This window comes from Ferrovibrio terrae, assembly GCF_943372915.1.
GTDB classification, from domain to species: Bacteria; Pseudomonadota; Alphaproteobacteria; order Ferrovibrionales; family Ferrovibrionaceae; genus Ferrovibrio; species Ferrovibrio terrae_A.
This window is the reverse complement of the sequence record NZ_CALSAN010000027.1, coordinates 13,543-25,824: the sequence shown is the minus strand read 5'-3', so window position 1 is coordinate 25,824 and position 12,282 is coordinate 13,543. Positions and strand designations below refer to the sequence as shown.

General features: G+C 63.5%; 11 protein-coding genes. 6 read left to right on the top strand and 5 right to left on the bottom strand.

The window, feature by feature from the left end:
• Positions 1–85 precede the first annotated feature (85 nt).
• Positions 86–409: an NIPSNAP family protein gene (locus AAG821_RS16890; protein WP_341911669.1), complete on the top strand. Its 324-nt coding sequence runs from the start codon at positions 86–88 to the stop codon at positions 407–409.
• 25 nt (positions 410–434) lie between these two features.
• Positions 435–2,120: a thiamine pyrophosphate-binding protein gene (locus AAG821_RS16885; RefSeq protein WP_341911666.1), complete on the top strand. Its 1,686-nt coding sequence runs from the start codon at positions 435–437 to the stop codon at positions 2,118–2,120.
• 3 nt (positions 2,121–2,123) lie between these two features.
• Here the strand turns inward: AAG821_RS16885 and AAG821_RS16880 are convergent, their stop codons facing one another.
• Entirely contained in the window at positions 2,124–3,017 is an 894-nt protein-coding gene (locus tag AAG821_RS16880; RefSeq protein WP_341911664.1) for a DMT family transporter, read from the bottom strand.
• A gap of 99 nt (positions 3,018–3,116) precedes the next feature.
• Between AAG821_RS16880 and AAG821_RS16875 the strand changes: the two genes are divergently transcribed.
• Positions 3,117–4,034: a LysR family transcriptional regulator gene (locus tag AAG821_RS16875; RefSeq protein ID WP_341911662.1), complete on the top strand. Its 918-nt coding sequence runs from the start codon at positions 3,117–3,119 to the stop codon at positions 4,032–4,034.
• 77 nt (positions 4,035–4,111) lie between these two features.
• Here AAG821_RS16875 and AAG821_RS16870 read toward each other — a convergent pair whose 3' ends face one another.
• Positions 4,112–6,079 (bottom strand): cellulose synthase catalytic subunit, encoded by a 1,968-nt coding sequence (locus AAG821_RS16870; protein ID WP_341911660.1) that lies wholly within the window; start codon positions 6,077–6,079, stop codon positions 4,112–4,114.
• Between the two features lie 5 nt (positions 6,080–6,084).
• Complete coding sequence (locus AAG821_RS16865; protein WP_341911658.1) at positions 6,085–7,377, bottom strand: hypothetical protein; 1,293 nt, start codon at positions 7,375–7,377, stop codon at positions 6,085–6,087.
• 338 nt (positions 7,378–7,715) lie between these two features.
• Between AAG821_RS16865 and AAG821_RS16860 the strand changes: the two genes are divergently transcribed.
• Together AAG821_RS16860 and AAG821_RS16855 are read left to right on the top strand one after the other, a co-directional pair.
• Positions 7,716–8,996, top strand: a complete 1,281-nt coding sequence (locus tag AAG821_RS16860) for an MFS transporter (protein WP_341911657.1) — start codon at positions 7,716–7,718, stop codon at positions 8,994–8,996.
• A 60-nt stretch (positions 8,997–9,056) separates the two neighbouring features.
• Positions 9,057–10,310, top strand: coding sequence for an adenylate/guanylate cyclase domain-containing protein (locus tag AAG821_RS16855; RefSeq protein ID WP_341911655.1), 1,254 nt, complete (start codon positions 9,057–9,059; stop codon positions 10,308–10,310).
• A gap of 78 nt (positions 10,311–10,388) precedes the next feature.
• On the opposite strand, the gene AAG821_RS16850 is transcribed toward AAG821_RS16855, so the two are convergent.
• A complete protein-coding gene (locus AAG821_RS16850) occupies positions 10,389–10,592 on the bottom strand; it encodes a cold-shock protein (RefSeq protein WP_341894552.1) in 204 nt (67 codons plus the stop codon).
• A gap of 504 nt (positions 10,593–11,096) precedes the next feature.
• Between AAG821_RS16850 and AAG821_RS16845 the strand changes: the two genes are divergently transcribed.
• Positions 11,097–11,609 (top strand): PAS domain-containing protein, encoded by a 513-nt coding sequence (locus AAG821_RS16845; protein WP_341911653.1) that lies wholly within the window; start codon positions 11,097–11,099, stop codon positions 11,607–11,609.
• A gap of 6 nt (positions 11,610–11,615) precedes the next feature.
• On the opposite strand, the gene AAG821_RS16840 is transcribed toward AAG821_RS16845, so the two are convergent.
• Positions 11,616–12,281, bottom strand: coding sequence for a cysteine hydrolase (locus AAG821_RS16840; protein WP_341911651.1), 666 nt, complete (start codon positions 12,279–12,281; stop codon positions 11,616–11,618).
• Position 12,282 lies beyond the last annotated feature (1 nt).

Below are 12,282 nucleotides of genomic sequence, written 5' to 3'. Positions count from 1 at the left end.
CGGCCAGTTTGATCGTTCTGGGCGGCTTGCGCGGGGGCCGGCTGCTGCCTAGTGTCCTTGGCCGAAACCCGGAGGATTCTTGTCCATGCTGCTCGACGTCCGCACCTATACCTGCCGCCCCGGCACCATCAAGCTGCAGCTTGAAATGTACGAGAAGCTCGGCTTCAAGGCGCAGACCCGCCATCTCGGCCAGCCGTTTGCCTTCCTGGTCACCGAGACCGGCCCGATCAACACCTACATCCACATCTGGGCCTATGAGAGCGCCGGCGACCGCGAGACCAAGCGCGCCGGCATGCAGGCCGATCCGGAATGGCAGGCCTACCTGAAAGCAAGCGGCGAGGCCGGCTATCTGATCAGCCAGCAGAACCAGCTGATGACCCCGGCGGCCTTCGCCCCGATCAAGCGCTAAACATTTCAGTCAGAGAGTACCGATCATGAAACGCAGTGGTGGTCAGATCCTGGTCGAGCAGTTGCGCCTGCATGGCGTCGACATGGCCTTCGGTGTACCGGGCGAAAGCTTCCTCGCCGTGCTGGATGCGATGCACGACCATACCAACCACATGAAGTTCGTGATCTGCCGCCAGGAAGGCGGCGCGGCGATGATGGCCGATGCCTATGGCAAGACCACCGGCAAGCCGGGCATCTGCATGGTGACGCGCGGCCCGGGTGCCACCAATGCTTCGGCCGGCGTGCATGTGGCGTTTCAGGATTCGACACCGATGATCCTGTTCATCGGCCAGGTCGGCCGCGATATGATCGAGCGCGAGGCTTTCCAGGAGGTCGACTACCGCCGCATGTTCGGCCAGATGGCCAAATGGGTAGCTCAAATTGATGATGCCGCGCGTATCCCTGAATATATCAGCCGCGCCTTCAGCGTGGCGATGTCGGGCCGGCGCGGACCGGTGGTGCTGGCACTGCCGGAAGACATGCTGACTGACGTGGTGGAGTGCGCCGATGGCCGCCCGGTGATTCCGGCTGAGGCCCATCCGTCCATGGAGCAGATGGCGCAACTGAAAGCCATGCTGCAGGACGCGAAAAAACCTTTCATGATTGTCGGCGGTTCGGGCTGGAGCGAGCGCGTGCGCGAACAGGTGCAGGCCTGGGCCGCGGCGTCTGACATGCCGGTGGGCGCTGTGTTCCGTCGCCAGGATTATCTGGATAACGACTGGCCGAATTATGTCGGCGATGTCGGCATCGGCATCAATCCCAAGCTGCAGGCCCGCATCAAGGAAGCCGACCTGCTGCTGGTGATGGGGTCGAAGCTGGGCGAGATGGCGACCGGCGGCTACACCATGTTCGGCATTCCGGTGATGAACCAGAAGATCGTGCATGTGCATGCTGGCGCCGAGGAACTGAACCGCGTCTATTCAGCCGACCTGCCGATCCATGCCAGCAATGCCGGCTTCGCTGCCGCGCTCACGAAGATGGGCCCGGTGGATGGCAAGACCTGGGCGGCGACCACCAAGCAGTCGCGCGCCGATTACGAGGCCTGGCAGGCGCCGGTGACCTCGCCAGGCAACGTGCAGATGTCGCAGATCATCAAATGGCTCGACGAGACATTGCCGGCCGATGCGGTGTTCTGCAACGGGGCCGGCAATTACGCCACCTGGGTCCACCGCTTCCACCGTTATCGCCGCCACAGCAACCAGCTGGCGCCCACCTCGGGCTCGATGGGCTATGGCCTGCCGGCCTCGGTGGCGGCCAAGCTGATCAACCCGCAGCGCACGGTGGTGGCTTTCGCCGGCGATGGCTGTTTCCTGATGCATGGCCAGGAATTCGCCACCGCTCTGCAGTATGGCGCCAACATCATCGCCGTCGTCGTCAACAATGGCATGTATGGCACCATCCGCATGCATCAGGAGCGCGAGTATCCCGCCCGTATCAGCGGCACTGAGCTGAAGAACCCGGACTTTGCCGCTTACGCCCGGGCCTTCGGGGGCCATGGCGAGACGGTGGAGCGCACCGAGGATTTCGCCGCCGCTTTCCTGCGTGCGCAGAAGAGTGGCAAGCCGGCGATCATCGAGATCAAGCTCGATCCTGAAGCGCTGACGCCGCGGCAGACGCTGAGCCAGATCCGCGAGGCCGGCGTGCAGGCCAAGGCGCATCACGCGGATCGGTAAGCCTCACTTCTTCACATTCACCAGCACGACGCCACCGAGCGCCAGCGCGCCGCCGATCAGGCCGAGCGTCGTCGGCGCTTCGCTGAGCCAGAGCCAGCCGATCAGGGTGGCGACCGGCGGCACGGCGTAGAGCATGTTGGTGGCGCGCGCCGCTGGCAGGCGGGCCAGCACCATCGCCCAGGTGCCGTAGACCACGAAGCTGGGGATGACGGCGAGATAGATCGCGGCGAACAGCGCATCGGCGGGGGCGACTTGCGCCTGCGCGATGCCGCTGGACAGCATCGGGGCCAGCAGCAGCGCGCCGATCACGATATTCCAGGCCGCCACGGTGAGTGGCTTGTGGCGGGCGAACAGCGGCTTTTGCACGATATTGTTGATTGATGTCGCGAAGGTGGCGCCGAGCACCAGCAGCACGCCGCTGTCGAGATCGAAGCCATCGACCTTGCCGACGGCGATGAAGCCGACGCCGAGGAAAGACAAGGCCGTGCCGAGCCAGGCGTAAAGCCCGAAGCGCTCGTTCAGGAAGGCCATGGCGAGCAGCGCGGTGAGGATCGGGTTGATGTTGATGATGAAGCTGGCGGCTGCCGCCGGCACGGTCTGCTGGCCCAGATTGAGCAGCACGGTGTAGAGCGCCACGAACACCACACCGCCGAAGGCAAAGCGCCAGGCGTCGCGCAGGCCCGGCAGGGCCGGCCGGGTGATGAGGAGGAAGATTGCAGCGGGGATGGCGGCGAGGCCAAAACGCAGTACCCCCAGCTCCAGCGGGCCGAAGCCGGTCAGGCCGAGGCGGATGGCCGGGAAGGCGGATGCCCAGCCCAGCACGGTGATCGCCGCCAGGGCCAGGGTGGTGGCGTCGATGCGGGCGGCGGCGGGAACTGCGGGGCAAGCGGCGGACATGACAAAGCTCCTTGAAAATCAATGAGCTAGAGCATGGGGTGGCAATAGCTGATTGACAATCGAACAGATAATGGATCAGCTGTGAATATGGATCACAGCTTGCCGACCCAGCTTCCGCCGCTCGATACCCTGCGCGCCTTCGAGGCCGCAGCCCGGCTGGGCAGCTTTTCCGCCGCTGCCGAGACGCTGAACCTCACCCATGGTGCGATCAGCCGGCAGGTGGCGAAGCTGGAGCGCTGGCTCGGCCTCAAGCTGTTCCAGCGCGAGGCGCGCGGCGTGAAACTGACGCCCGATGGCGACCGGCTCTATGTCTCGACCCGCGAGGCCTTTGCGCTGATCGGCGCCTATTCCGACCGCTGGACCGAACCGCGCGGCACGGCGGTGGTGCGGCTCAGCGCGTTGCCCTCGGTGAGCAGCCGTTGGCTGATGCCGCGGCTGACTGCGCTGGAAGATGGCGGCGAGCCACGCCTGCGCATCCTGTTCAGCGTCGATCACCGCCAGGTCGACATGGAAGAGGAGGGCATCGACCTCGCGCTGCGCTGCGGTCGCGGCGAAGTACCGGGCCGCCTGTCGCTGCAACTGTTCGAGGAATGGTGCTATCCGGTGGCGTCGCCGGAACTTGCCAAGATCATCGGCAGCGGCGATGCCAAGCGCCTGCTGAATTATCCGTTGATCCATGACTCCAGCGCCACCGGTTGGCGCGCCTGGTTTGCCGAACAGGGGCTGGACTACCGCCCCGCTGTGCATGACCGCCGCTTTGAGGATTACGGCCTGGTGCTGGACGCCGCTGCTTGTGGGCTGGGTATCGCGCTGGCCCGTCCGCCGCTGGCGCAGCGCGACATCGATGCCGGCCGCGTGGTAGCGGTGGATCATCGCATTGCGTTGAATTCGGTGTCCTACTGGCTTGATCGCCCGCCAGGCAAGCTGCGCCCCGCTGCAATCCAGCTTGCCGGCCGCATTGCTGCCCAGGCCGGTGTGGCGCCGGCTGCGCTGGAGGCCTTTCTCAACCGCGACTGAACCGAAGTCTCTTCTGCAGGATCATTGCGGGGATGCGTCAGCAGGGGCGTGCTGCACCCGTTGTGCAGGGCAGCGATTTACTGCCAGCCAAACGCCCGCTTGAACACGCCGGTGAAAGCGGTGCCGATATCGGCGCGTTGCGCAACACTTTCATAATTGCCGGTATAGAGCTTGGTGATGATCGCCTCGCGCGGCGAACCGGCGCCGAAGCGCAGATGCACCAGGCCGCTGCCGGCCGAGGTGACCTGTGCTGTCACCGGGCCGATCTCGGCGATCTCGATGATGATATCGGCATCGCGCAGCTGCATGGCCAGGGCCGGCGGCAGGTCGAGGCGCGCACCCGAGACCGACATGTCGAGTAGTCGCACCGGCTGGCGCAGTCCCTGCCACAGCAGCGTGGCGGGTTCATTGAGATCGAAGCGTTCCTCGCGGCGTTGGCGCGGACGCTCCACCGACAGCAGCATGACCAGCGCCAGGATCAGCAGGTTCCAGCAGCTCCAGAAGGTATAGAGCGCAGGATCGCCACCATCGGGCTGGCGGCCTTCGACCAGGCTGGTGCGATAGGCAATGATGGCGATCGCGGTGAGCACGAACAATGCGCCGGCTTCCAGCATGACGGTCCAGTTGATCTGCACGCGGTCGGTCATCACGCCCTTGCTGGTAACCCGGAAGGTCTGCGCCTTGCGGAAGATCAGCGCCGTCCACACCGATGGCGCGACGCGCGAGGCGCAGACGAATTCGGTCAGGTCGGTCAGGATCGGCATGATGCGGCCGCTGGAGACCCAGACGAACAGTGCGGTAGACGAGAAGAAGGCCGGCATGAAATGATAGGCGTAATCGCCGGCATCGGCCCGCAGGATCGAGATGCCGCCATACCAGTACAGCAGCGGCGCAATCAAGCCGAACAGGCAGAAGGTGGGCAGGCTGAGCCAGTAGTTGGCGGTTTCCAGGAACAGGAAACGGTGCATCAGGTCGAGGTTGTTGCGACCGAAGGGGCCGACCTTGACGAACAGCGACTGGATCGCACCGATGCCCCAGCGGCTGCGCTGTTTGATATACTCGGCGATGGTTTCCGGTGCCAGGCCGTTGGACAGTTTTTCATTCAGGTAGCGCGTGACATAGCCGGCATCGATCAGCTTGAAGCTGAGCAGGATATCCTCGGTGATGGTTTCCATCGGATAGCCGCCGATATCCTCGATGGCGGCACGACGGGCGACAAAGGATGTGCCGCAGCAATAGGAAACGTCCCAGGCGTCCTTTGCCGGCTGCAGCGTGTCGAAAAAGAAGCGCTGCTCGTCGACCCAGGATTCCGACAGCATGAAGTTATGCTGCAGCATGTTCGGATTGAAGAAGAATTGCGGCGTCTGCACCAGCGCCACCTTCGGATCATCAAAGAAGCCGACGATGCGGCGCAGGAATTTCCGCTTCGGCACGAAATCGGCGTCGAGCACCATGATGAAGGGCGCGTTGGTCTCTGTTTTCGAGATCGCCAGCGCATGATTCATGTTGCCGGCCTTGGCGCCTTCATTGCTGTCGCGGCGCAGATAACGCACGCCCAATGCGGCGCATTTGTCGCGCAGCCAGTCGCGCCGCGTATCGTCCAGCACCCAGAGCGTGAAATTCGGATAGTCCAGCGCCCGGGCACCGAGGATGCTGCGCTCCAGCACCTCCCAGGATTCATTATAGGTCGGAATGAAGACATCGACCGCCGGCATCGTGGTGCTGTGATGGCTCTTGCGCTCGTTCTCTTCGGCAAGCGGCGTGTTGTCGCGATGGCGCCAGAAGGTGACCAGGCAGACATAGGTGCTGAAGGCCAGCATCAGTTCGAGGATGAGAAACAGCAGGCCGAAGCCGAAATCCGCCGGCTGCGACAGCGGTGGCACGGTTTCGGTGATGCGCCACCAGAAATATCGCAGGCTGAGCAGCAGGACGATCACGATCAGGCTGCGCCGCACCAGCAGGTTGGTGGGTTTGACCAGCGGCAGAAGCAGCAGGGCCCCGGCCAGCAGGGCGACACCGGGAATCGTGGCCAGCAGATTGTTCACGTCGGTCAGCTGCCGCTGAACAGGTCGTTGAGGCGGCGCGTGGTGCGGTCGATCATGGTGTCGCTGGCATGCAGGCGGCCGACGCGGCCGATCGGGCAGGCTTCCGCCTGGCCGTTCTGCACCTGCACCTGTGACGTGGCGGCGCCGTTACCACCGTTGCCCGATGCGAAATCGACCGAGAAGATCAGGCGCAGTTGATCTGCACTGGCTGCCGTGGCAATGGCGAATTCCCGGCCAACATCCTGATCACCGCGAAGGCCGACCAGCTGCGCCTTGTGATTGACCATGCGGCCATTGCGCTCGAATTCGACCATGACGCTGTCGCCGATCGAGAGGGTTTCGCTGGAGCGGCGGTCGCGCAGAACCTCGAAGAAGATGCGCGAGCAGTCTGCCACCTGCAGCATCGGCAGGCTGATGCCAAGCGTGGCGCCGTCGCTTTCGAGCTGGCGCCATAGCACGCCATCGACCGGGGAGGCGATCACGGCTTCACCCATCTGCAGGCGGCGGCGCTGCTCGGCCTCAATCTGGCGGTCAACCTGGGCACGCTCGGCTTCCAGTTCGGCCTTGCGGCTGGTCAGGGCCAGGCGCTGCAACTCGATCTCGTCGCGGCGCTGCTGTGAGTAGGGTGCATTGTTGTAGGAATCGCTCAGGAAAATCCCCTGATCGGCGGCCTGGCGCTCCTGGCGCAGGCGTTCCAGGCTGCGGCGCTGGGCTGCCAGCTCGGCCTGGGCGACATCCACTTCGGAACGGCGGCGGTCAAAATCGGCGCGGCTGGCATAGCCCTTGGCGGCCAGGGGCTCGATACGCTTGAACTGCGCGTCCACCAAGCGGGCGTTGGCCTCGGCCTGACGCACGCGCGCCTCGGCCTCGGCAATCTGTGCCATCAGGTTGGAGATCACGGCCTCGCGGAAATTGCGGCTGTCGCCGCCCAGCCGCTGCAGCAGGGGCTCCATGGCGGCGGCCTGCTGGTCAAGGCCGGCGATGCGTTCAGCCAAACTTGTGCTCTGCGCCTGCAGGTTGGCGAGGCGCACATCGCGATCCGGCAGATCACGCAGCACGGCCAGGGTCTGGCCGCGCTTCACCCGTTCACCGATGCGCGGTTCGGCATAGCTGATCTGGCCATCGATGGGAGCGCGGACCGTCACCAGTTCGGCATTCACGCGGCCGGTGGGCAATTGCGAGAAGAACACCCCTGGCACCAATGCATAGCCGAACAGGCCCAGCAGAAAGATGCCGAGACCGATACGCAGCATGCGGCCGGTCATCGCGGGTTTGGTCTTCAGGTTCTGCATGTACATGAGGGTTTGTCGAGGTTGAGATCGGCTTGGCGCAGTCATATCTCGGGCCTTCTGGATGACCCTCATTAAAATACCGTAAGTAGTTATCGGAGCTGGAAGGCTGGTATGGTTAGTGACTGGTTTTCATGCAGATTATAAACTCTTGGCCCTGCAATCGCAGGGCGGTATCGACTCAACGGTTATCTGGTATATCAACCCATGCGAGAATTTTGCGGATCCACCGAGCCTATGCCGTATGCCCGTCTGGCTCTGACCCGAGCAGACCGAAATATTGTAATGCTGTGTGACGCTGCGGCTCCGGGCAGACCGAAGCAGAAAATTCCAGGCTGGGACACGCCATGATCGCCACGCTCGCCCCGGTCGGCGCCTTATTGCTCAGCGTTGCATTGCTGCTCACCGGGAATGGCCTGCAGGGCACCCTGCTGCCGGTCCGCGCCAATCTGGAAAGCTTTGGCGCGCTGTCTATCGGCGTGATGGGGTCGGCCTATTACATCGGCTTTGTCGCCGGCTGCATCCTGACCCCGAAACTGATCCGTCGCGCCGGTCATATCCGGCTGTTCGCCGCCATGGTTTCGATCGCCTCGGTGGTTCCGCTCGCGCATGCCATGCTGGTCGGGCCGCTGCCCTGGTGGCTGCTGCGCGCGATGACCGGCCTGTGCCTGGCCGGCCTGTATCTGATCATCGAAAGCTGGCTGAATGAACGCGCCACGCCGGAAAACCGGGGTGTTGTTTTTACCACCTATACGACGGTGAATTTTTCCGTCATCACGCTGGGCCAGATGCTGATGCTGGTCGACGATCCGGTGCGCTTCCATCTGTTCAGCCTGGCATCGATCCTGGTCTCGCTCGCTGCCGTGCCGGTGGCACTGACCCGCTCGCCAGCACCGGCGCCGATTTCCTCGGCCCGCCTGTCGCTCCGCAAGCTGTATCGCGTCTCGCCGGTCGGCGTCGCGGGCGTGCTCACCGTCGGCCTGGCCAATGGCGCCTTCTGGGGTATGGCCCCGGCTTTCGCTTCGCAGGCCGGTTTGACGGTGCCGCAGATCGCCTGGTTCATGAGCGCCACTGTGGTGGGCGGCGCGCTGGCGCAATGGCCGTTCGGCCGGCTGTCTGATCGTATGGACCGCCGCCGCACCATCATGATCGCCTGCACCCTGGCCTGTGTGTCTGCGCTTTTGCTGATCTTCATCTATCTGAGCATGCCGGCGGTGATGATCGTTGCCGCCTTCCTGTTCGGGATCTTCTCGTTTCCGCTTTATGCCCTTAGCGTCGCCCACACCAACGACATGGCCAAGGATGTCGATTTCGTCGCCGTGGCCGGTGGCCTGCTGCTGACCAATGGCGTCGGCTCGGTGATCGGCCCGATGATCGCCGGCGTGGCGATGGACCGGTTCGGCCCGCTTGGCCTGTTCGGGTTCACCGCGGTCATGCATGCCACCATGGCGGGCTTTGCTCTCTATCGCATGCGTCAGCGTGCCGCCCCGCCGCAGGAGCAGAAGGCCGATTTCGTGCCGATGCCGAGCACAGCGCCGGTGCGGGCCGATCTGGACCCCCGTGCCGACGAAACCGGCGGCCCGCCCAGCCGGCCGGTCGACCGATCCAGCGGCAACGCGGCTGCGTAAAACAGACAAAACCGACAGCCATCACAGGAAATCGGCGGCGCGGTCGTATAGGCTGGGGGTATGATGATTCCCAATAGCGAACATATGCCGGCGAGTGACATCCCGGTGGCAATGTGGCTGGTCAAGGCCGGTCTGGACGATGTCGCCCCGGAAACCCTGATCACCGATTTCTGCGGTCAGGTCGTCACGGCCGGCATCCCGCTGCAGCGGGTTTTCGTCGGCATGGCAACACTGCATCCTTTATTGCGCGCGCGCGGGTATACCTGGACGCAGACCGGCGGCCTGATCGGCAATGACGCCATGCCACATCGCAATCCGGATGAGGAGCCTGCCGCCTGGGTTGCCAGTCCGCTGCGCCATATGCTGGCCAGTGAAGTCGGGGAGCTGCACCGTCCACTGGTCGGCGCACATGCAAAATACGATTTCCCGGTGCTGAAGGAATTTGCCGAGCAGGGACTGACCGACTGGTTTGCCATGGCGCACAGTTTCGGCTGGACCTTCAAGAATTCCCACCACATCACCGACCGCTATGCCGGCATCGGCATGATCAGCAGTTTCACCACCATGCGGGCGGGTGGCTTCAGCGAGGACCACCTGACGCGGCTGCGCCGGCTCGTGCCGCTGCTGGCACTGGCGGTGAAGGCGGCCACACTGACCCAGATGAGTCGCGACCTGACTGCTGCCTATATTGGCGGCGACGCGGCCCATCGCGTGCTGAACGGTGTGATCCAGCGTGGTCAGGCCGAGCGGATCGAAGCCGTGATCCTCTATGCCGATCTGCGTGGTTTCACCGCCCTGGCTGATCGCCTGGAGATCGAGCCGCTGGTCGAAACGCTAAACGCCTATTTCGACTGTCTGGGTCCGGCCATAGAGGCCGGCGGCGGCCAGGTGCTGAAGTTCCTCGGTGATGGTCTGCTGGCCAGTTTCCAGCTCGATGGCCAGCGTTCGGCCCAGGATGTCGGCATCGCCGCGCTGCGGGCGGCACAGGCCGCGCTTGCCGCGGTGGATGCACTCAATGCCAGCCGCGCAGCCGCCGGGTTGCCGGTGCTGGCGCTCGACATTGCCCTGCATGAAGGCCTGGTGATGTATGGCAATGTCGGCACCGGTGCGCGGCTCGACTTCACTCTGATCGGGCCGACCGTGAACGAGGCATCACGGCTGGAAAACCTGTGCACCGAACTGGATCGCAGTCTGCTGGCCTCGGAAAGTTTTGTGCGGACCGCCGGCCCGGATACCGGCCTGGTCTCCCTGGGTCGTCACAGCCTGCGCGGTGTGGCCGAGCAGCGCGAGGTTTTCGGCCTGCCGCAGGCCTGACCATCGGGTGGAAGCGCGGGCGCAAAAAAACGGCGCCCGTGAGGGCGCCGTTTCATGCGATGTGATGATCGCAGGCGCTCAAAGAACCTTGAGGTCCACCGCCGAGGTCTTGCCTTTCTGGGTCGCCAGCTCGTAGCTGACTTTCTGGCCGTCGTTCAGGCCATTCAGGCCGGCGCGCTCGACGGCGCTGATATGCACGAAGACATCGCTGCCGCCAGCTTCCGGCTGGATAAAGCCGAAGCCCTTGGTGCTGTTGAACCACTTCACGGTACCGTTCGCCATAGGAAACTCCTGATAGGCATAGTCAAGACCAGACCTGCACATGCAGGCCGGACAATCCTGGATTTTGGAGGCGTCTGAACACTATCAGCCGGAACACCGGGACCGATGGCCCACAGCAGCAGGCCAAAACATCGGATTGCGCCGACCATAGAACGGCAGGGGGTGGAGTTTGTCAATCGACCCCCCATATCTGGGGCTGCCGCGGCCAATTGCGGCAAGATTGTGAAATCTTGCACCTTTTCAATTGGTAACCTTGAATTAAGGGATAGAGTGATTATCTTCACTCATGGTCGTTGAGACCAATGATGATCGCCGTCCGCAAAGCGGGATGCAGTGACCCGCCGGCGCATCATCAGCCTTTATTCCCCCAAATCACAAACTTCATGACGCTCTGCCAGTGGTCCTTCCAGGATTTTCACTGGCCGGAGTTGTTTATTTTGCCTGCCAATTCCGCTTCACGCTATGGCATGCTGATCCAGCGCATGAACGAAAGGTATTGCAGCAATGAGCAGCGGGGCAGAGCCACGCAGAGCACGCAAGGACCAGCCATTTGCTGCAGACCCAGATCTGAATTTCTGGAGCCCGCGGCCGGCTTCCTTTGTCGCCTTCTGGCGCGAGCGCATCCCGGCCGGCCTGCAGATACCATCGCGCAGCCTGTTCAAGCCTGAAGACCTGAAGGATTTCCTCGCCTACATCCTCGTCATCGATATGGACGAGAGCCGGCAGCGCTATCGCAATCGGCTGGTGGGCACCGAGATCACGGCCCGTGCCGGGCGGGATGCCACCGGCAAATGGCTCGACGAGATTTATTCACCGGAAACATTGCACGGCCATCATTTGGCGCATCAATGGGTACTGGAACACCGCCGTCCGCTGCGCGTGCATGGCACGATGGATTTTGTTGATCGTGGTTATATTGCGGTCGAGGCTGCGGTGGTGCCTCTATCTGTCGACCAGCCGGACTATATCGAGCAGTTCATGATCTGCGTCGCCTATGGCGACGTTCAGCAGGACTGAGCGCGCTCAGGCCAGCGCTGCGGCGACCTCGTCGGTGGTGGCGGTCCAGCCGACAATGGCGCCCTGGGCGCGGATCATCTCGATGGCAGCTGCCTTGAACTCTGGGAAATAGCTTTCAGTGGCATCTTCCACCAGCAGGCATTCATAGCCGCGGTCATTAGCCTCGCGCATCGATGTCTGCACGCAGACTTCGGTGGTGACACCGCCAAACAGAAGATGCGTGATGCCGCGCGCTTTCAGCTCGTCCTGCAGGCTGGTGGCATAGAAGGCCCCCTTGCCGGGCTTGTCGATCACCAGCTCATCGGGCAGGGCAACCAGATCGGGCACGAAATCGTTGCCCGGCTCACCCTGCACCAGGATGCGGCCCATCGGGCCGGGATCGCCGATGCGAAGCGACGCATTCCCGCGCGTCAGCTTGGCCGGCGGGCAATCCGAAAGATCGGGCTTGTGGCTTTCCCGGGTGTGGATCAGCGGCAGGCCGGCCTTGCGCCAGAGACCGAGCAGCCGCGCTACCGTTGGCACGATCACGCCCAGCCGGCTGACATCGTTGCCCAGTGCCGCACCAAAGCCGCCGGGTTCGATGAAGTCGCGCTGCATGTCGATCATCACCAGGGCGGTGTGCCGCAGCGGGAAGTCGTAAGGGTAGGGTTTGGCGGCGGCAATGGTCGGCATG

Bases quoted from the DNA above. Each gene is read 5' to 3' on its own strand.
- AAG821_RS16850 (WP_341894552.1), bottom strand. From the start codon at position 10,592: ATGGCGAACGGTACCGTGAAGTGGTTCAACAGCACCAAGGGCTTCGGC.
- AAG821_RS16885 (WP_341911666.1), top strand. From the start codon at position 435: ATGAAACGCAGTGGTGGTCAGATCCTGGTCGAGCAGTTGCGCCTGCAT.
- AAG821_RS16845 (WP_341911653.1), top strand. From the start codon at position 11,097: ATGAGCAGCGGGGCAGAGCCACGCAGAGCACGCAAGGACCAGCCATTT.
- AAG821_RS16855 (WP_341911655.1), top strand. From the start codon at position 9,057: ATGATGATTCCCAATAGCGAACATATGCCGGCGAGTGACATCCCGGTG.
- AAG821_RS16860 (WP_341911657.1), top strand. From the start codon at position 7,716: ATGATCGCCACGCTCGCCCCGGTCGGCGCCTTATTGCTCAGCGTTGCA.
- AAG821_RS16865 (WP_341911658.1), bottom strand. From the start codon at position 7,377: ATGTACATGCAGAACCTGAAGACCAAACCCGCGATGACCGGCCGCATG.
- AAG821_RS16840 (WP_341911651.1), bottom strand. From the start codon at position 12,281: ATGCCGACCATTGCCGCCGCCAAACCCTACCCTTACGACTTCCCGCTG.
- AAG821_RS16880 (WP_341911664.1), bottom strand. From the start codon at position 3,017: ATGTCCGCCGCTTGCCCCGCAGTTCCCGCCGCCGCCCGCATCGACGCC.
- AAG821_RS16890 (WP_341911669.1), top strand. From the start codon at position 86: ATGCTGCTCGACGTCCGCACCTATACCTGCCGCCCCGGCACCATCAAG.